Genomic DNA, 19,811 nt, shown 5'->3' with positions numbered 1-19,811 from the left:
GTTAGGCTTCCCTAACTATAGAGGGCGAGGGCTGGTCCCCGTCACGCCCCGGTGGCGCCGTCGATGGCCTCGCGCAGAAGGTCGGCGTGGCCGTTGTGCCGGGCGTACTCGTGGATCAGGTGGAGCATGACCAGCCGCAGCGAGGCCTCCTCCTTCCAACTGGCCACGAAGGCCGTCACGTCGAGGGACTCGGCGGCGGCCTCGATCCGGCGGGCGTGCGCGACCTCGGCCTCCCAGGCCGTGAACGCCTCCTGGCGGGTGGCCCCGGTGGCGTCGTAGGCGGCCTGGAAGTCGTGGGTGTCGGACCAGAGGTGGGGCAGCTGCTCGCCGTTCAGGGTGCGGCGGAACCAGTGGCGCTCGACCTCGGCCATGTGCCGCACCAGGCCCAGGAGGGTGAGGGCGGACGGCGGCGTCGAAGGCCGGCGCAGTTCCTCGTCGGTCAGGCCGTCGCACTTCCAGGCGAGGGTGGCCCGGTGGTAGTCGAGGTAGGCGCGCAGCGTGTCACGCTCGTTGCCGGTCAGGGGCGGTCCCGTCCGCTCCGTGCGTTCGGTGCGGCCCGTGTGTTCCGCTTGTCCCGTGCGTTCCGTGCGGCCCGCGTGTTCCGCTTGTCCCGTGCGCTCCGTGCGCTCCGTGCGTTCCGTGCGTTCCGTGCGTTCCGTGCGTTCCATGGTTGTGATCCTGCCCCGTGCTCCCGTGCGGCGGAAGCCGTTGGATCACCCGGCCGTCCACACGTACGGCGTCGTCACCCCCAGCACACCGAAGCCGAGCCGCTCCAGGATCGGGCGGCTGTCCGCCGACGCGTCCACCTGGAGGTACGGGATGCCCAGCTCCGCTGCCCGGCGGGCCCGGTGGGCCACCAGCAGGCGGTAGATGCCGCGGCCGCGCCACCGAGGGTCCGTGCCCCCGCCCCAGAGCCCGGCGAACGGGGTGCCGGGCCGCATCTCCATCCGGGCCGCGCTGACCGGGGTGTCGCCCGCCATCGCCACGACGGCCGCGATGGTGTCGGGCTCCTCCCGCAGCCGGCTCAGCAGCTGCTCCCGGATCCGGGGTCGCTCGGTGCCGAAGGCCCGCGCGTGCACGTCCATCATCAGGTCCACGCCCGCCTCGTCGGTCACCACCCGCAGGGTGATCCCCTCCGGCGGCTCCACCGGCAGGGCGGCGAGATCAGCCGTCCTGCCCACCATCAGCGTCTCGGGCGGCTCGGGTACGAAGCCCGCCGACCGCAGGCGTGCCCCCAGGTCCGCGGGCCGGTCGTGGTCGTAGAGCTTCCACTCGAACTCCGCCGTCCCCAGCCCCGCGAAGTGCGCGATCTGGGCCGCGATCCGGGCGTCCGCGGTGCGTTCGTCGAGGTCCGACCAGAGCACCCCGTTCCAGCCGAGGCCGGGGACGGTCTGGCGGACGACCCCGCCCACCCGTTCCACGCGGGCCGCCGCCGCGTCGGGCTGGGCGTCGCGGCGCATCCGGGCGTCGTACTCGGCCCGTACCTTCAGGAGTTCCTCGTGATCCATGGTCATCCCCCCAGCTGACCAGTGTCGGACCGGGCCGCACAACTGCATTAGCCTCACCCCCGTGAACGACGACTCCACCATCTACACCGGCAAGGCCACCCCCGACGCGGCGGCCGACCGCGGCTGGCTCCTCGGCCACTTCAAGGACCCCTCCGACCCCCGCCACAGCGAGGACGTGGAGATCAAGTGGGGCGTCCACCCGAAGGGCGACCAGCGGGAGCGCTGGGCCACCGCCGAAAAGCGCACCGCCCTGCTGGTGCTGATCAGCGGCCGCTTCCGGCTGGAGTTCCCCGGGCGGACCGTCGTCCTCGGCGAGCAGGGCGACTACGTCCTGTGGGGGCGGGGCGTCGACCACTCCTGGTACGCGGAGGAGGACGCCGTCGTCCTCACCGTCAGATGGCCCTCGATCCCGGGCTACCGGGTCGACGAGCCCGACGACCGGGACCATCGGCACGACGACCGCGAGCCCTCCGTCCCGACCTCACGGTGACCGGGGTCCCGCACCTCCCGGACCCCTGTGACAATGCACACCAAAGGGGCCAACGATCACGAAACGCTGCGATCGTTGAGGTGTAGACCATCTTGGCCGGACCCGGGGCGATCCTCCGGACCTCCGGCCGGGCCGCACAAGTTCACGCGTTTCTTTGCGACGGGCCGTCTCCCGGTAAAGATCCGAACCATCAGGGAGCACGTCCGTTGGCAGCGATCGCACGGTGGTGCATGCGGCACCGCCTCCTCGCCGTCCTGATCTGGCTGCTCGCCCTCGGGGGGACCGCGGCCGCCGCCGCGACCGCCGGAGCGGCGTTCTCCAACGATTACGAGGTCCCCGGCACCGAGTCCGGCAAGGCGCACGACCTGCTCCGCGAGGGCTTCCACGGCCAAGGCGGAGACACCGACACCATCGTGTGGCGGGCCCCCGAGCACCAGAGCGTCCGCACCCCCGGCGTCGAGCAGCGCATGACCCGCGCACTCGACGCCGTCGCCGCGCTCCCGGGCGTCGGATCGGTCGCCGGCCCCTACGGCCCGGGGCCCGAGAACGCCGCCCGGATCAGTGCCGACGGCCGCACCGCCTATGCCGTGGTGACCTTCGACCGCCCGGCCGACGCCGTGCCCAAGGCCCAGGCCAAGGCCGTGGTCCACGCGGCGAAGAACGCGGACACCGAGACCGACGGCCTCCGGGTCGAACTCGGCGGCCGCGCCATTGCCCTGACCGAGGCCCCCACCGCCCACCTCGCCGAGGTCATCGGCGTCGCCGTCGCGGCCCTCGTCCTCTTCCTGGCCTTCGGCTCGCTCGCCGCGAGCCTGCTCCCCATCGCGACCGCCCTGGTCAGCGTGGGAACCGCCTATTGCGGCATCACCCTGCTCGGCCACGCGATGCCCGTCGCCGACTTCGCCCCGATGCTCGGCACCCTGGTCGGCCTCGGCGTCGGCATCGACTACGCGCTGTTCATCGTCACCCGGCACCGCAAGGGCCTGGCCCGCGGACTCCCCGTCGAGGAGGCCGCCGAGAACGCCGTCGCCACCACCGGCCGGGCCGTCGTCTTCGCCGGAGCCACCGTCTGCATCGCACTGCTCGGCATGCTGGTCCTGCGGCTGAACTTCCTCAACGGCGTCGCCGTAGCGGCCTCCGTGACGGTGATCCTCACCGTCGCCGCCTCGGTCACGCTGCTGCCCGCCCTCCTCTCCTTCATCGGCATGCGCGCCCTCTCGCGCCGCGAGCGCCGCAGACTCGCCGCCGAGGGCCCGCGCCCCGAACACACCACCGGCTTCGCCGCCCGCTGGTCGGCCTTCGTCGAACGCCACCCCAAGCTGCTGGGCCTCGTCGCCACGGCGGTGATGCTGGTGCTGGCCCTGCCCACGCTCTCCCTCCACCTGGGCACCTCCGACCAGGGCAACAACCCGGCCGCCTCCACCACCCGCCAGGCCTATGACCTGCTGGCGGAAGGGTTCGGGCCCGGCACGAACGGCCCGCTCACCGTCGTCGCCCGCCTGGAGGGAGCCGGCGACCGGCTCGCCGTGGACCGGCTGGCAGAGGCGCTTCGCACGACCGAGGGCGTCGCCTCCGCCGGCCCGGCGGTCCTCAACCGGAGCGGGGACACCGCCGTCCTCACCGTCGTACCCGCATCCGCTCCGCAGTCCCGGGCCACGAGCGACCTCGTCGACACCCTCCGCGAGGAGGTCGTCCCGCGCGCCGGCCACGGCACCTCCATGGAGGTCCACGTCGGCGGAGTGACGGCCGGGTACGACGACTTCGCCGAGGTCATCATCGGCAAGCTCCCCCTCTTCGTCACCGTGATCATCGCCCTGGGCTGCGTGCTCCTGCTGCTGGCCTTCCGGTCCGTCGGCATCCCCCTCAAGGCGGCGGCCATGAACGTCGCCGCCGTCGCCTCCTCCTTCGGCGTCGTGGTGGCGATCTTCCAATGGGGCTGGGGCAGCGAGCTGCTGGGCCTGGGCAGTGCGGGGCCCATCGAACCCTTCCTGCCCGTGATCATGGTGTCCGTCCTGTTCGGACTGTCGATGGACTACCAGGTCTTCCTCGTCAGCCGGATGTACGAGGAGTGGCTGGAGACCGGCGACAACCGGCGGGCCGTCCGCGTGGGCCTCGCCGAGACCAGCCGGGTCATCAACTCGGCCGCCGTCATCATGATCTCCGTCTTCCTGGCCTTCGTCCTCAGCGGCGACCGGATCATCGCGATGTTCGGCATCGCGCTCGCCGCGGCCGTCGCCCTGGACGCCTTCGTCCTGCGCACCCTGCTCGTCCCGGCCCTCATGCACATGCTCGGCGGCGCCAACTGGTGGCTGCCCGCCTGGCTCGACCGGCGGCTGCCCCGGATCAGCATCGAGCCCCCGGACCGCGGCCCGCATGCGAAACTTCCCGCACAGCGGCCGAGCGAGGACGGCGCGGAGCCGGCTGACTCCGTACCCGTGTCCCGCTGACGAGCCGTAAGGACCCCCCGCATGTTCGCGATAGACCTGGCCGAAGACGCCCAGCTCAAGCCGCTGGAGGTGTGGCACGCCGAGGAGTTCCTCGCCCACATGGACCGGGGCCGCGAGTTCATCGGCCAGTTCGTCGGTTTCCCCGACCGGGCCACCGACCTGGACTCGGCGCGCGAGCTCCTGCGCACCACCGCCGAGAAGGCCGCGAACGACGGCACCCGCTTCTTCGGCATCTGGGTCGACGGCACGCTCGTCGGCGGAGTGCTCTACCCCGCCTTCGACGCCGCCACCGGCAATTGCGAGGTCGGCTGCTGGCTCGAGCCCGCCGCCGCCGGACGCGGCCTGGTCACCGCCGCCTGCCGGGTGCTCATCGACTGGGCGTTCCACGGGCGCGGCATGCACCGCGTGGAGTGGCACGTCGCCACCGGGAACAAGAAGAGCATCGCGGTCGCCGAGCGCCTCGGCCTGACCCGCGAAGGCGTCATGCGCGAGAACCACCTGCACCGGGGCGTGCTCCAGAGCACCGAGATCTGGGCCGTCCTCGCGCACGAGTGGTCCGCGGCCCGCCCCGCCTGAGCCCTGCCCGGGCCCCGCTGCGGCGGGGCCCGCCGCATTTCTCATGAGACTCTCAGACAGGCCGCCTACGGTGCCCCGCATGGACACCACCAAGACCCCCGCCCCGAACGCCTCCGAGGCGGACGCCACCCCGGTCGACCTCGAGAAGGACCAGACCCCTCAGCCCGCCGGGACCGAGGCCGACACCGCGCTCACCGACGGGGACCTGGACGACGACGCCTTCGACGAGGACCACGCCGAGGAGGAGCAGCCGAGCCACGTCGCAGCCGCCGCCTCCGCGATCGTCGCCGCGGGTCTGTCCGTCGTCGCCCTCAGCGGCAGCTGGGTCGCCGGCATCGTGTCCGAGCGCAAGAGCATCACCGGCCGCCTCGAGCTCTCCCAGGCCGCCGACGCCAATGCGCAGATCGCCGCCCAGTTCGTCGGCCCGTGGCACACCACCGCCCTGGTGAACGGCATCTTCTCCACCCTCGCCCTGATCATCGCCGTCTTCGTGCTGGCCCTGCCCGCCTTCGGCACCCCCGAGCGCACCCTCCCCACCTGGGTGCGGTCCGTCTCCTGGGCGGGCATCGCCCTCGGCGCCCTGGGCATCCTGCTCTTCGTCCTCATGTACTTCGACCTCCTCCTCGCCGTCCCGCAGGCAGCCGGCTAGTGCACTGGGCACTGCCTTAGGTCTTCCCAGCCCGCCCGGGACGCCTGCCGCCCCCGGCTAAGGCCCCCTGCCCCCGGCAGATGCGGCATGCGACCGATGTGCCGGTACCCCCTGGGACGCGAAGCTCGGATCACACCGAACGAGGTGCCCGAGCAACGCAACCAGGGAGTACGAGATGTTCGAGTACGAGATCGCAGCCGCCCGCCGCGCCGACCTCATCCGCGAGGCCGACGCGTACCGCCTGGTGCGGGAGGCCAAGAAGGCCCGCCGTGCCTCCGCGCGGAGCCAGGAACCCGAAGCGGCGGTGAGAGGACACCGCGGCCGGTTCACCCGCGCCGCGTAACCCGCGCCGCGACCCGCGCGAACTGACGCGTGATGAGAAGCGCACCGATAACGAGTGCCGCTGAGCAGGACGTCTGTGCGATGCTCGGCGACGTGGAGACCAGATCTGTCAGCCCGGTGTTCGTCGGCCGAGCCGACGAACTGGCCCTGCTCACCGACGCACTGACCCGCGCCGCCGGCCGCGAGCCCCAGGCGATGCTGATCGGGGGAGAGGCCGGAGTCGGCAAGACCCGCCTCACCGAGGAGTTCCTCGGCGAAGCGGCCCGCCGCGGCGCCGTGGTCGCCGTCGGAGGCTGTGTGGAGATCGGGGCGGAGGGACTTCCCTTCGCCCCGTTTTCGACCGCCCTGCGCACCCTGCACCGCCTGCTCCCCGAGGAGCTCGCTGCCGCTGCCGCCGGCCAGGAGGGCGAGCTGGCCCGCATCCTCCCCGAACTCGGCGACACCCCCCGCGGCCCCCACGACGAGGAGAGCACCGCCCGGCTCTTCGAACTGACGGCCCGGATGCTGGAGCGGCTCGCCGCCGAACGCCTCGTCGTCCTCGTCCTGGAGGACCTGCACTGGGCGGACACCAGTACCCGGCACCTGCTCTCCTACCTGTTCCGCACCCTCGGCAGCGGCCGCCTCGTCGTCGTCGCCACCTACCGCGCGGACGACGTCCACCGCCGCCACCCCTTGCGCCCGCTCCTCGCCGAACTGGACCGGCTCCGCACCGTCCAGCGCATCGAGCTGCCCCGCTTCAACCGGGCCGAGGTACGCCGCCAGCTCGCCGGGATCCTCGCCTCGCAGCCCGAAGAGAGCTTCGTGGACTCGGTCTTCGAGCGCTCCGACGGCAACGCCTTCTTCGTCGAGGAACTCGTCGCCTCCAAGGCGAGCGGCTGCCGGGCCGGACTCACCGAATCCCTGCGGGACCTGCTCCTCGTCCGCGTCGAGGTCCTCCCGGACGAGGCCCAGCGCGTGGTGCGCATCGTCGCCGAAGGCGGCTCCACCGTCGAGTACCCGCTCCTGCGCGCCGTCGCCGGGCTCGGCGAGGACGAGCTCATCGAAGCCCTGCGGGCCGCGGTGGGCGCCAACATCCTCCTCGCCACCGCCGACGGCGACGGGTACCGCTTCCGCCACTCGCTGGTCCGCGAGGCCGTGAGCGACGACCTGCTGCCCGGCGAGCGCTCCCGCCTCAACCGCCACTACGCCGAGGCGCTGGAGGCCGACGAGTCCCTGATCCGCGCCGAGGAGCGGGTCATCCGGCTGGCGAGCTACTGGTACCAGGCGAACGACCCGGCCAAGGCACTGCCCGCCGTGCTCGCCGCCTCCGTGGCCGCGCGCCGCCGGCACGCCTACTCCGAACAGCTGCGCCTGCTGGAACGGGCCATGGACCTGTGGGACAGCACCCCGGAGGAGGTCCGCGAGGCGCTGCGCCCGGCGGACGACACCGACGTGTACCCGCCGTGCGGCTGCGACCCGGCCACCACCCCGCTGCAGCGGCTCGACCTGCTGGCGGAAGCGACCGTCGCCGCCCGCTACGGCGGGGAGCGGGAACGCGCCCTGAAGATCACCAAGACCGCCCTGCGGACGCTGGAGGACGGCCACGACCCCCTGCGGGCCGCCTGGTTCTGGACCGAGCGCTCCCGGCTGGTCGCCGCCCTCGGCCGCAGCGACGGCTGGGAGGAGATCGCCAAGGCCCAGGAGCTCGTCCAGGGGCTGCCCCCGTCCCAGGTGCACGCCGAGGTGCTCGTCCGGGCCGCCGGCTGGGGCATGCTCCACAACCCGGGCCCCGGCAACCTCGACGCCGCCCAACGCGCCGTCGCCTACGCGCGGATGGTCGGCGCCGAGGAGGTGGAGCTCAACGCCCGGATCACGGTCGGCTGCCTCCTGACCGACGTCGGCACCGGCGAAGCCGGCATCACCGAACTGCACGCGGTCAAGGACCGGGCCACCGAACTCGGGCTCACGATGCTCGCGGGACGTGCGCATATCAACCTCACCTCTCAGCTGGAAAGCATGGGACGCTCACGGGAAGCGGTGGAGCTCGCCGAAGAGGGAGCGGAACTCGTCGGCAGATCACGGCTGCTGGACACCGAGGCATGGGTGCGGGGCAACATGGCGGAGAGCCTCTACAGCCTCGGCCGCTGGGACGAGGCGACCGCCGCCGCCCGGCGCACCCTGCTCGTCGGCCAGAGCGCCGCCCCGCGCGGCTCCGCCTCCGCACGGCTGGCCTACCTCGCCCTGGCCCGGGGCGAGCTGACCGAGGCGGCCCATCAGCTGGCCGCCGCCCACACCCACTTCGGGACCCACGACACCCAGCCCCAGCACCGGATACCGCTCTACCGCCTCGCGGTCGGCATCGCCGCGGGCGAGGGCCGGATCGCCGACGTCCGCTCCGAGGTGGCCGCCGCCGTCGAGTACGGCTTCCCGCTCGGGCAGCACCGGTACGCCTGGCCGCCACGGCCGAGGCAGACTGCCGGGGCCTGCCCGCCGCCGACGCCGGGCGCGACGCCGCCCTGGACGTGCTGCGCACGGCGGCGCGCACGCTCGCCACCCCGGTCCCGGTCTGGGCTGCCCACGCCGGGTACCTGCGCGCCGAGCTGCTGCGCGCGCAGGACCGCGACACCGTCGCCGACTGGACCGACGTGGAAGCGGCGGTCCGGCCACTGGAGCGCCCGTACCTGCTGGCCCGGGCCCGCCACCGGCTCGCCGAGGCCCTGCTGGCCGCCGGCGGCGACCGGGACTCCGCAGCCGCCCTGCTCCGCGACGCCCACGCCACCGCCGACCGGCTCGGCTCACGCAGGCTGCGTGAGGACCTGGCCCTGCTCGCCCAGCGCGCCCGGCTCCCGCTGACCTGCGCCGACCCGGCCCCGGCCGCGGCGGACCCGGAAGCCGACCCGGTGGAGGCGCTCGGCCTGACCAGCCGCGAGCGCGACGTCCTGCGCCTGGTGGCGGCCGGCAGTACCAATCGGAAGATCGCCGAGGAGCTGTTCATCTCCCCGAAGACGGCGAGCGTCCACGTCTCGAACATCCTGGCCAAGCTGGGGGTCACCGGCCGCGGCGAGGCGGCCGCCCTCGCCCACCGGCTGCGGCTCTTCGCCCCCGCCGGGCCGGTCAGCCCCCGTCCGAAGGCCGCTCACCGGGGCGTATGAGCACCTGGCCGGAGTCCAGGTCTATCGGCCCCCGTCCCGGGTCTCCGTCATTGACGTCGACCCGGGACAGCTCCAGCCGCTTCTTCTCCTCGTCCGTGTGCTTGCGTCCCGGGTTGAAGAGCTCCTCGATCATGTTGAACACCGCGTTCACCACACCTCTCGGCCCCCGGCGGGGCCATGCCGGTCACCGCACGGTCAGGGTCAGGATCCTGTCGTCGCCGGCCTCCGGCGACCCGCGCCCGTCCGTCTCGCTCGTCACCAACAGCAAGCGGTCCCCGCCCAGGGGCACCACCGAGCGCAGCCGCCCGTACTTCCCCTCCAGGAAGGCCTCCGGCTCGGCCACCGGCTCCGCCCCGGCCAGCGGGATCCGCCACAGCCGGTTCCCCTTCAGCCCGGCCATCCACACCGACCCCTCGGCCCACGCGATCCCGCTCGGTGAGGCCTCATCGGTCCTCCACACGGCCACCGGGTCCCGCAAGCCCGGTCTGCCGGCCTTCCCCTCTGCCTCCGGCCAGCCGTAGTTCGCCCCGGGCTCGATCAGGTTCAGCTCGTCCCAGGCCTTCTGGCCGAACTCCGCCGCCCACAGCCGTTTGTCCTTGTCCCACGCGAGCCCCTGCACATTGCGGTGCCCGTAGGAGTAGACGACCGAATCCGCCTCCGGATTGCCGTGCACCGGATCGCCGTCCGGGGTCATCCGCAGGATCTTGCCGCCCAGCGACTTCTTGTCCTGCGCGAGCCCGCTCTCACCGGTCTCGCCCGTCCCCGCGTAGAGCATCTTGTCCGGGCCGAAGGCGATCCGGCCGCCGTTGTGGATCAGGCCCTTGGGAATGCCCCGGAACACCGTGTCCGGAGCGCCCAGTTGCTGCCCGGGCGGCCGCTGCTCGTCATAGCGCATCCGGGCGATGCGGTTGTCGGACTCCGTCGTGAAGTACACGTACACCAGCCGGTCCGAGGCGAAGGAGGGCGACAGTGCGAGCCCCAGCAGGCCGCCCTCCCCGCCCGGATCCACCCCCGGCACCTTGCCGATCTGCGTCACCGCCCCCGAGCCCACCGCGACCCTGCTGATCGTCCCCTTGTCCCGCGAGGCCACCAGCAGGTCCCCGCCGGGCAGCACGCCCACGCCCCACGGGGACTCCAGGCCCTTGGCGACCTCGCCGGTCACCGACACCATGCCCTTCGCCGGCGGCCCGGACGACTGCGGCGAGGCGGACGCGCTGCCCGACGGGCCGGGCGACCCCGAACCCTGTGCCGTGCCCGGTGGAGAACCCCCCGGCTCCGCTCTGTGCCCCGCGCCCGGGCCGCCCGACGGCGAACATCCCGCCGCCAGCAGGGCGCCGCACCCGGCCACCGCCACGGCCGCCAGCACGCTCCGGCGCCGCGCCCCCCGAGCCCCGTACCCCAACTGCCGCCCGCGAGCACTTCCGTATCGCATCGTCCCGCTCCCTTCCGGTCGTCCGATCCTGCCCTTCCCTCAGACTCAACAGCCGCGGAGGTTCCCGAAGTTCCACCACTCGTACACCCGATCGAGTGGTTGTGGGTCCGGCCCCCCTCAGTCCCAGGCTCCCACCGCGACCGGCAGGGCCGCGATCTCGTCCAGATCCCCGGCCGTCAGCCGGACCTCCGCAGCCCGCGCGTTCTCCGCCGCCCACCGCGCCCGGTCGGCCCCCGGCACCGGAACCACCTGCGGCCCCTGCGCCAGCACCCACGCCAGCGCCACCTGCGCGGCCGTGACACCGGGCCCGTGCCGCCCGGCCACCCGCCGCAACCCGGCCACCAGCTCCTGGTTCGAGGCCATCGCGTGCGCCGTGAACCGCGGATGCCGGGCCCGCACGTCCTGCGACTCGAAGCCCTCGCCCGGAGTGAGCGTCCCGGTCAGGAACCCGCTGCCCAGCGGCATCGCCGCCAGGAACCCCACGCCGCGCGCCGCGCACCACGGCAGGAGCTGCCACGCCGCCTCCGGCGACCACACCGACAGCTCCGCCTGCACCGCGCTCACGGGGAACACCTGCTGCGCCCGCTCCAGGTGCCGCAGGGTCGTCCCGTACGCCCGGTCCCCGCGCCGCCCGGCCCCCGGCCCGGCCCCGGCGCCCAGCGCGCAGAACCCGAGCGCCCGCACCTTGCCCGCACCCACCAGCTCCGCCATCGCGCCCCAGGTCTCCTCCACCGGCACGTCCGGATCCACCCGGTGCAACTGGTAGAGGTCTATGACGTCGGTCCGCAGCCGCCGCAGCGTGGCGTCGCAGGCCCGTCGCAGGTAACCCGGCCGCCCGTCGGCCACCACGTGCTGGTCGCCCGCCCGCAGCCCGACCTTGGCCGAGACGAACGCCTCCGACCGCCGCTGCGCCAGCACCCGGCCCAGCAGCAGCTCATTGGTGAACGGCCCGTACACATCGGCCGTGTCCAGCAGGTTCGACCCCAGGTCCAGCGCCGTGTGCACCGCCGCCAGCGACTCCTGCCCCCGCCGCCGCGAAGGCGCGTACGCCCAGCTCATCGGCATACAGCCGAGGCCGACGGCGCCCACCGCCAGCGCCCCCGCCCCGATCGACCTGCGCTCCACCCGTGCGTCCCCCTCCCGGTCCGGCACACAACCTAGCCAACGGCTCGATCCGAACGCTTGGCATAGCCTCGTGATCATGACTGTAAAGACCCCGGACGTCTGGCTCCCGTTCCCCGCCGAGGAGATCGAGGGCCTGCCCGACACCTTCACCTACCGCCACTGGGACGGGGAGGACGATTTCCCGGCCGATCCGGCCGACTGCGTCTTCTACGTCACCCCGTACATGAAGTCCCCGGCGGTCACGGTGCGTCCGCTGGCCGCCATGCCCGCCCTCCGGGTCGTCCAGACCCTCACCGCCGGCACGGACCACATCCTCGGCGGCCTCGGCCACCTGCGCCCCGGTGTCCGGCTGTGCAACGCGGCCGGGGTCCACACGGCCAGCACCGCCGAACTCGCCCTCGCCCTGACCCTGGCCTCCCTGCGCGGCATCCCGGGCATGGTCCGCGGCCAGGACCGCGAGGAATGGCGGTTCGGCGTCTACGACGCCCTCGCGGACAAGTCCGTACTGATCATCGGCTACGGGTCGATCGGCTCGGCCGTCGAGGACCGGCTCGTGCCCTTCGAGTGCGCGCGCATCACCCGCGTCGCCCGGGCGGCGCGCACCGCCCCGCGCGGCCCCGTCCGCGCCCTGGCCGATCTGCCCGAACTCCTCCCGGACACCGACGTGGTGATCCTCACCACCCCGCTGACCGACACCACCCGCGGGCTGGCCGGGGCCGAGTTCCTGGGCCGCATGAAGGACGGCGCCCTGCTGGTCAACGTCGCCCGCGGCCCCGTCGTCGACACCGAGGCCCTGCTGGCCGAGGTCGAGTCGGGCCGGCTGCGCGCGGCGCTCGACGTGACCGACCCGGAACCGCTGCCCGCCGGTCACCCGCTCTGGCATGCTCCGAACGTCCTGATCACCCCTCATGTCGGCGGCAGCAGCACGGCTTTCGAGCCACGGGCCAAGCGCATGCTGGCGCGCCAGCTCACCCGGTTCGCCGCCGGAGAGCCCGTGGAGCACACGGTACTGATCACCACCTGACACGCCGCGCACACGCTCCGCAGTCACCCGAATGCGCACAGTGGACACAACTCCCCGCTTGGTAACGGAGCGTAGAGAAACTATGTCCCTGAGTGACGAAAGTGGTGTATCGTCCGGAACAAGGGGCTGCGCCACGAACGTCTGGCGCTGGGGAGTGATCGGACACTTTGGGGGGCGACGGGCGATGCACGGCCAATGGACGAAGGATCCGATGCGGCAGAGCCGCCGGAGGCGACGGTGCCGAGAGTGGACTGCGCCGGAACCAGCCGGCGAGGGGGACCGGTGAGCGCCCAGGGGGCGGCGCTGCTGAACCGCCCGTCCCTCTCGGGCGGAGGCAGGTGCCTGGCCATGCAGCTGCTCCTCGCACTGGTCAGCGGGGGATACGCCGTAGGCGCCGCCCTCAACTGGGGCTCGGAGGAAGTCGCCGAGATCATGGGTGACTTCGGGCTCAGCGCGGCCGGGTTGCTCGCCGCGGTCTCCTGCTACTCCTACGCCCGGGCGATCGACAGCCGCGAGCGCCCCGCCTGGCTGCTCTTCGCCTTCTCCTCCCTCATGGGCGCCTCCGGCAACGCGGTCTGGGGCTGGTACGAGGTGGTCCTCGGCCAGGCCGTGCCGAAGCCCTCGCTGGCCGACTTCGCCTTCCTGTGCTTCGCCCCGCCCGCCATCGTGGGGCTGCTCGTCCTCGCCAAACGCCCGGTCACCCGCGCCGGGTGGGTCTGCCTCGGGCTCGACTCCTGGCTCATCGGCGGTTCCCTGCTCACGCTGTCCTGGAGCCTGGCACTGGCCCATGCGGCGCGGACCGCGCAGTCGGGCGCCCCCGGCAGCGTCCCGCGCGCCGCCCTCTCCCTGGCCTATCCGCTCCTGGACATCGCGCTGGTCTCGATGGTCCTGGTGCTGCACTTCCGGCGGTCCGAGACCAACCGCTCCGCCGTCAACACCGCCATCGCCGCACTCGCCCTGACCGTGCTCAGCGACGCCCTGTTCACCTCGCCGCTGCTGAGCGCCGAGTACCAGTCCGGCCAGCTGCTCGACGCCGGCTGGTTCGCGGGCTCGCTGCTCCTCGCGTACGCGCCCTGGGGTGCCCGGCGCCACCACCCCGCACCGGAACCGGCCGGCCCCCGGCGCGTCGAGAGGCCGCACAGCCGCCCCATCACCGGGTCGCTCCCCGCCCTCACGCCGTACCTCGCGGCCGCCGTGTGCACCCTGGGCATCCTCTACAACGTCGTGGACGGCCGGAAGGTCGACCGGGTGGTCGTCTTCACCGGCTGCACCGTCGTGCTCGCCCTCGTCATCCGCCAGGGCATCATGCTCCTCGACAACATCGCGCTGACCCAGGAACTGGCCCAGAAGGAGAACCACTTCCGCTCCCTGGTCCAGGGCTCCAGCGACGTCATCATGATCGCCGCACCCACCGGCACCCTGCGGTACGTGAGCCCCGCCGCCGCCGGGGTCTACGGCCGCGAGGCGGAGGAGCTGGTCGGCACCGAGCTCGCCACCCTGATCCACCCCGACGACCTCGGCAGAGTGGTCCACGAGGTACGCCGCTTCCTCGCCGCTGCGCCGGCCGAGGAGCCCACCACCCGCATCGAATGCCGCTTCAAATCGGGCGGCGGCGAGTGGCTCAACGTGGAGTCCACCGTCAACCGCCATCAGGGCGGGCTCATCCTCAACAGCCGGGACGTCACCGAACGGGTCCGCCTCCAGGCACAGCTCCAGCACAGCGCCGAACACGACCCGCTGACCGACCTGCCCAACCGGGCCCTGTTCACCCGCCGCGTCCGCCAGGCCCTGACCGGGCGGCGCGCCGGCGATCACAGCTCCGCCGTGCTCTTCATCGACCTCGACGGCTTCAAGGCGGTCAACGACACCATCGGCCACCAGGCCGGCGACGAGCTGCTCGTCGAGGCCGCCCGCAGGCTCCAGGACTCGGTCCGCGCCGGGGACACCGCGGCCCGCCTCGGCGGCGACGAGTTCGCCGCGCTGATCCTGGGCGACGGGAGCCGCGACCGCAGCGCCCGCGAGTACCAGGTGCACGAGATCGCCGACCGGCTGCGCACCACGCTCTCCCAGCCGTACCGGATCGCCGGCAGCGAGGTCCGGGTGGCCGCCAGCATCGGTGTGGCCTTCGCCGACCCCGGCATCACCCCTTCGGACCTGATGCGCAACGCGGATCTCGCGATGTACCGGGCGAAGGCGGCCGGCAAGGACCGCGTCGAGCTGTACGCCCCCCAGATGCAGGCCGAAGTCGTACGCAAGGCCGAGCTCGCGGGTCGGCTGCGGACCGCGCTCCACGAGGGTGAGTTCGCCCTGCTGCACCAGCCGGTCGTCTCGCTGGCCACCGGAGAGGTCTCCGCCGTGGCCGCACAGGCCCGCTGGCGCTCGGCCCAGGGGATCCTCTTCACCCCGGCGGAGTTCCTCCGGGTGGCCGAGTACAGCGAGGGCGCCGCCACGGGGCCGCAGACCCCGCCCGGATTCGCCGCGGGGAGCAGCACCCGGGGCGCCGAGCTGGGGCGCTGGCTGCTGGAGCAGGCCGTGGAGCAGGCCGCCGACCGGCACCGGGCAGGGCACGACGTACCCGTGGCCGTCCGCATGACCGCCCAGCGGCTGCTCGACCGCGCCGTGCCCCTGGGCTCCGTGGAGGCGCTGCTGACGCGGCACGGGCTGCCCTCCGGGGCCCTGGTCCTGGAGCTCGCCGTATCCGACCCCAGAGTCCCCTTCGACGATCTGGAGCGCCGCCTCACGGCCCTGCACCGGCTCGGGGTGGGTATCGCGCTGGACGGCTTCGGCAGCGGTTACGCGGCCATCAGCGCCCTGCGCCGCCTCCCGGTGGACATGCTGAAGCTGGATCGCGGCCTGGTGGAGGGCGTCGTGGAATCCGCCCGCCTCCACAAGATCACCGCAGGATTGTTGCGGATCGCAAACGACCTGGGCATGCAATCGGTGGCCGACGGGGTGGACCTGCCCGAGCAGGTGACGGCATTGCGTGCCATGGGTTGCACCCACGGCCAGGGAATGGCGTTTTCCGGACCGCTCGACGAGTACAGGCTGCGGCGCGCGCTGGTGCGCGGTACGTTCCCCGTACCGGGCGGAACGGCCCAGCCGGCTCTGGCCGGCGGTTCCCCCGGGGGCTCGATGGCCATCCGCAGAGGCTCACATAATGAGACGCCCGTCCCACCTACTTGACATCACCCTCCCGCCGGAGGGAGGGTCAGTGTCATGCGCACCCGAATTCTCGTACTTGGAAAGCGCGTCGGCTGAAGCTGGGGCCAGCATGTCCCCGCTCAACACACCCGACGCGCTCCCCTCGCTTGCCTCCCGGCACGAGGGGTTTTTTGTTGCACTGGCACAGAGTCGAATCCTCGTAAAACCCTCAGCTTCGAGAAGAGAATGCCGATGACCGAGCAGGCCACCGGGGCCCACCATCCGCAGCCGCGGCCCCGTTCCGGCGGACAGCAGTCCGCCGCAGTTGAGCACGTCACGGGTGCGCAGTCCCTCATCCGCTCTCTCGAAGAGGTGGGTTGCGACACCGTCTTCGGCATTCCGGGCGGCGCCATCCTCCCCGCGTACGACCCGATGATGGACTCCAAGAAGGTCCGTCACATCCTGGTCCGCCACGAGCAGGGGGCCGGCCACGCCGCCACCGGCTACGCGCAGGCCACCGGCAAGGTCGGCGTCTGTATGGCCACCTCCGGCCCGGGTGCCACCAACCTGGTCACCCCGATCGCCGACGCGCACATGGACTCGGTCCCGCTCGTCGCCATCACCGGCCAGGTCTCCTCCAAGGCGATCGGCACCGACGCCTTCCAGGAGGCGGACATCGTCGGCATCACCATGCCGATCACCAAGCACAACTTCCTGGTCACCAGGGCCGAGGACATCCCGCGGACGATCGCCGAGGCCTTCCACATCGCCTCCACCGGCCGTCCGGGCCCGGTCCTGGTGGACATCGCCAAGGACGCCCTCCAGGCGAAGACCACCTTCACCTGGCCGCCGGCCCAGGACCTCCCCGGTTACCGGCCGGTCACCAAGCCGCACGCCAAGCAGATCCGCGAGGCCGCCAAGCTCATCTGCCAGGCCAAGCGCCCGGTGCTGTACGTCGGCGGCGGCGTCATGAAGTCCGGCGCGACCGCCGAGCTGAAGGTCCTCGCCGAGCTGACCGGGCTCCCGGTCTGCACCACGCTGATGGCGCTCGGCTCCTTCCCCGACAGCCACCCGCTGCACGTCGGCATGCCCGGCATGCACGGCGCGGTCACCGCCGTCACCGCGCTGCAGAAGTCGGACCTGCTGATCGCGCTCGGCACCCGCTTCGACGACCGCGTCACCGGCAAGCTGGACAGCTTCGCCCCGTTCGCCAAGATCATCCACGCGGACATCGACCCGGCCGAGATCGGCAAGAACCGCGCGGTCGACGTCCCGATCGTCGGTGACGCCCGCGAGGTCATCGCCGACCTGATCCAGGCCGTCCAGGCCGAGCACACCGAGGGCAACGCGGGCGACTACACCGCCTGGTGGAGGGACCTCACCCGCTGGCGCGACACGTACCCGCTGGGCTACGACCTGCCCGAGGACGGCAGCCTCTCGCCGCAGCAGGTCATCGAGCGGATCGGCGCGCTCGCGCCGAAGAGCACGATCTTCGCGGCCGGTGTCGGCCAGCACCAGATGTGGGCCTCGCACTTCGTCAAGTACGAGGAGCCCCGCACCTGGCTGAACTCCGGCGGCGCCGGAACCATGGGCTACGCGGTCCCGGCCGCGATGGGCGCCAAGGTCGGCATGCCCGAGCGCACGGTCTGGGCGATCGACGGCGACGGCTGCTTCCAGATGACCAATCAGGAACTGGTCACCTGCGCGCTGAACAACATCCCGATCAAGGTCGCGATCATCAACAACGGTGCGCTGGGCATGGTCCGCCAGTGGCAGACGCTGTTCTACAACCAGCGCTACTCGAACACCGTGCTCCACGCCGACGAGACCGGCCACGACACCGTCGGCTCCCAGCTCGGCGAGTCGATCGCCCCCCGCAAGGGCACCCGCGTCCCGGACTTCGTCAAGCTGTCCGAGGCCATGGGCTGCGTCGCGCTGCGCTGCGAGGACCCGGCCGACCTCGACAAGGTCATCGCCGAGGCCAATGCGATCAACGACCGTACGGTCGTCATCGACTTCATCGTCCACGAGGACGCCATGGTGTGGCCGATGGTCGCCGCCGGCACCTCCAACGACGAGGTCATGGCAGCCCGGGGCGTCCGTCCCGACTTCGGCGACAACGAAGACGACTGAGCCGAGAGAGCCGAGAGAGAGAACGCCTCACATGTCCAAGCACACGCTCTCCGTCCTGGTCGAGAACACGCCCGGCATCCTCGCCCGGATCGCCGCGCTGTTCTCCCGCCGCGGGTTCAACATCGACTCCCTCGCGGTCGGTGTCACCGAGCACCCCGACATCTCCCGCATCACCATCGTCGTGAACGTCGAGGACCTCCCGCTCGAGCAGGTGACCAAGCAGCTCAACAAGCTGGTCAACGTGCTCAAGATCGTCGAGCTGGAGCCGCACAACGCGATCGAGCGCGAACTCGTCCTGGTGAAGGTCCGCGCCGACAACGAGACCCGCTCGCAGATCGTCGAGATCGTCCAGCTGTTCCGCGCCAAGACCGTCGACGTCTCCCCGGAGGCCGTCACCATCGAGGCCACCGGCGGCAGCGACAAGCTCGGCGCGATGCTCAAGATGCTGGAGCCCTTCGGCATCAAGGAGCTCGTGCAGTCCGGCACCATCGCCATAGGGCGTGGCGGACGGTCCATCACGGACCGCAGCCTGCGCGCGCTCGACCGCAGCGCCTGACGGGCCGAGTGCCCGGGGCGCCCGACGTGCCCCGCGTCCGCGACGCGGCCGGTACAACGGACACGCAAGACGCGTCGGACACGCTCACGTTCGCATAGCGAGACCGAGAAACTCAGATTCCGTTCCCCGCCGTACGGTGGGAGCAACACCAGCGCACCAAGGAGATATCCCAGTGGCCGAGCTGTTCTACGAGAACGACGCCGACCTGTCCATCATCCAGGGCCGCAAGGTCGCGGTCATCGGTTACGGCAGCCAGGGCCACGCCCACGCGCTGTCGCTCCGTGACTCCGGCGTCGACGTCGTCGTCGGCCTGAAGGAGGGCTCGAAGTCCAAGGCCAAGGCCGAGGAGCAGGGTCTGAAGGTCCTCCCGGTGGCCGAGGCCGCCGAGTGGGCGAACGTCATCATGATCCTGACGCCGGACCCGCTCCAGGCCGAGATCTACGAGGAGTCCGTCAAGGACCACCTCAAGGAGGGCGACGCGCTCTTCTTCGGCCACGGCTTCAACGTCCGCTACGGGTTCATCAAGCCCCCGGCCAACGTGGACGTCGCCCTGGTCGCGCCGAAGGGCCCGGGCCACCTCGTCCGCCGGCAGTACGAGGAGGGCCGCGGCGTTCCGTGCATCGCGGCCGTCGAGCAGGACCACTCGGGCAACGCCTTCGCCCTCGCGCTCTCCTACGCGGCCGGCATCGGCGGCACCCGCGCCGGCGTCATCAAGACCACCTTCACCGAGGAGACCGAGACCGACCTGTTCGGTGAGCAGGCCGTCCTCTGCGGTGGTGCCTCCGCGCTGGTCAAGGCCGGTTTCGAGACCCTGACCGAGGCCGGCTACCAGCCGGAGATCGCGTACTTCGAGTGCCTGCACGAGCTGAAGCTCATCGTGGACCTCATGTACGAGGGCGGCCTGGAGAAGATGCGCTGGTCGGTCTCCGAGACCGCCGAGTGGGGCGACTACATCACCGGCCCGCGGATCATCACCGACGCCACCAAGGCCGAGATGAAGAAGGTTCTGGCGGAGATCCAGAGCGGCGAGTTCGCCAACACCTGGATGGCCGAGTACAAGGCCGGTCTGCCGAAGTACAACGAGTACAAGAAGGCCGACGAGGCGCACCTGCTCGAGACCACCGGCAAGAAGCTGCGCAAGCTGATGAGCTGGGTCGACAGCAGCGAGAGCTGATCGTGTGAACGGCAGGGCCGGGACGGTGCGTCCCGGCCCCGCCGAGCTCGGCCGGACGGCCGCGGGACACCCCGGCTTGTCCA

Annotated in this window: 15 protein-coding genes and 1 pseudogene; 11 read left to right on the top strand and 5 right to left on the bottom strand. The window is 72.1% G+C overall.

What is annotated here, in order from left to right; all coding sequences use genetic code 11:
• Positions 1-41: 41 nt before the first annotated feature.
• Together AB0D44_RS04190 and AB0D44_RS04185 are read right to left on the bottom strand one after the other, a co-directional pair.
• A complete protein-coding gene (locus tag AB0D44_RS04190; RefSeq protein WP_362584061.1) occupies positions 42-668 on the bottom strand; it encodes a DinB family protein in 627 nt (208 codons plus the stop codon).
• A gap of 45 nt (positions 669-713) precedes the next feature.
• Positions 714-1,508, bottom strand: a complete 795-nt coding sequence (locus tag AB0D44_RS04185; protein WP_362584439.1) for a GNAT family N-acetyltransferase — start codon at positions 1,506-1,508, stop codon at positions 714-716.
• A 61-nt stretch (positions 1,509-1,569) separates the two neighbouring features.
• On the opposite strand from AB0D44_RS04185, the gene AB0D44_RS04180 reads away from it, so the two are divergent.
• The 6 genes and pseudogenes from AB0D44_RS04180 to AB0D44_RS04155 all read left to right on the top strand — a co-directional run bounded on the left by AB0D44_RS04180 (position 1,570) and on the right by AB0D44_RS04155 (position 9,143).
• Positions 1,570-1,998 (top strand): signal peptidase I, encoded by a 429-nt coding sequence (locus tag AB0D44_RS04180; RefSeq protein ID WP_362584058.1) that lies wholly within the window; start codon positions 1,570-1,572, stop codon positions 1,996-1,998.
• A 206-nt stretch (positions 1,999-2,204) separates the two neighbouring features.
• A complete protein-coding gene (locus AB0D44_RS04175; protein WP_362584055.1) occupies positions 2,205-4,445 on the top strand; it encodes an MMPL family transporter in 2,241 nt (746 codons plus the stop codon).
• A 21-nt stretch (positions 4,446-4,466) separates the two neighbouring features.
• A complete protein-coding gene (locus AB0D44_RS04170) occupies positions 4,467-5,021 on the top strand; it encodes a GNAT family protein (protein WP_362584051.1) in 555 nt (184 codons plus the stop codon).
• Between the two features lie 79 nt (positions 5,022-5,100).
• Entirely contained in the window at positions 5,101-5,670 is a 570-nt protein-coding gene (locus AB0D44_RS04165; protein WP_362584048.1) for a hypothetical protein, read from the top strand.
• A gap of 175 nt (positions 5,671-5,845) precedes the next feature.
• Entirely contained in the window at positions 5,846-6,013 is a 168-nt protein-coding gene (locus tag AB0D44_RS04160; protein ID WP_362584045.1) for a hypothetical protein, read from the top strand.
• An 80-nt stretch (positions 6,014-6,093) separates the two neighbouring features.
• Positions 6,094-9,143: pseudogene (locus tag AB0D44_RS04155) on the top strand (AAA family ATPase).
• Here the strand turns inward: AB0D44_RS04155 and AB0D44_RS04150 are convergent.
• The 3 genes from AB0D44_RS04150 to AB0D44_RS04140 form a co-directional block, all read right to left on the bottom strand.
• The gene (locus AB0D44_RS04150) at positions 9,106-9,285 is read right to left on the bottom strand and encodes a DUF6191 domain-containing protein (RefSeq protein ID WP_362584436.1); all 180 of its coding nucleotides are present in this window, start codon (positions 9,283-9,285) and stop codon (positions 9,106-9,108) included. The pseudogene AB0D44_RS04155 and the gene AB0D44_RS04150 overlap by 38 nt on opposite strands.
• A gap of 42 nt (positions 9,286-9,327) precedes the next feature.
• On the bottom strand, positions 9,328-10,575 hold the full coding sequence (locus AB0D44_RS04145; RefSeq protein ID WP_362584042.1) for a PQQ-dependent sugar dehydrogenase: 1,248 nt from the start codon (positions 10,573-10,575) through the stop codon (positions 9,328-9,330).
• Between the two features lie 117 nt (positions 10,576-10,692).
• Positions 10,693-11,700 carry an aldo/keto reductase gene (locus tag AB0D44_RS04140; RefSeq protein ID WP_362584433.1) on the bottom strand — a complete coding sequence of 336 codons (1,008 nt, stop codon included), beginning with the start codon at positions 11,698-11,700 and terminating at the stop codon, positions 10,693-10,695.
• 76 nt (positions 11,701-11,776) lie between these two features.
• Here AB0D44_RS04140 and AB0D44_RS04135 point away from each other — a divergent pair, with 76 nt between their 5' ends.
• The 5 genes from AB0D44_RS04135 (at position 11,777) to ilvC (ending at position 19,728) form a co-directional block, all read left to right on the top strand.
• Entirely contained in the window at positions 11,777-12,724 is a 948-nt protein-coding gene (locus tag AB0D44_RS04135; protein WP_362584039.1) for a 2-hydroxyacid dehydrogenase, read from the top strand.
• A 348-nt stretch (positions 12,725-13,072) separates the two neighbouring features.
• Positions 13,073-15,907 (top strand): EAL domain-containing protein, encoded by a 2,835-nt coding sequence (locus tag AB0D44_RS04130; RefSeq protein WP_362584431.1) that lies wholly within the window; start codon positions 13,073-13,075, stop codon positions 15,905-15,907.
• A gap of 204 nt (positions 15,908-16,111) precedes the next feature.
• Positions 16,112-17,998, top strand: a complete 1,887-nt coding sequence (locus AB0D44_RS04125; protein WP_362584036.1) for an acetolactate synthase large subunit — start codon at positions 16,112-16,114, stop codon at positions 17,996-17,998.
• A 31-nt stretch (positions 17,999-18,029) separates the two neighbouring features.
• On the top strand, positions 18,030-18,554 hold the full coding sequence (ilvN, locus tag AB0D44_RS04120) for an acetolactate synthase small subunit (RefSeq protein ID WP_030027475.1): 525 nt from the start codon (positions 18,030-18,032) through the stop codon (positions 18,552-18,554).
• A gap of 172 nt (positions 18,555-18,726) precedes the next feature.
• Positions 18,727-19,728, top strand: coding sequence for a ketol-acid reductoisomerase (gene ilvC, locus AB0D44_RS04115; protein WP_362584033.1), 1,002 nt, complete (start codon positions 18,727-18,729; stop codon positions 19,726-19,728).
• Positions 19,729-19,811: the final 83 nt, after the last annotated feature.

The sequence above is a fragment of the Streptomyces sp. NPDC048349 genome, assembly GCF_040651925.1.
Lineage (GTDB): Bacteria > Actinomycetota > Actinomycetes > Streptomycetales > Streptomycetaceae > Streptomyces.
Note: the sequence above shows the minus strand (reverse complement) of the source record. Positions and strands in the feature narration are given on the sequence as shown.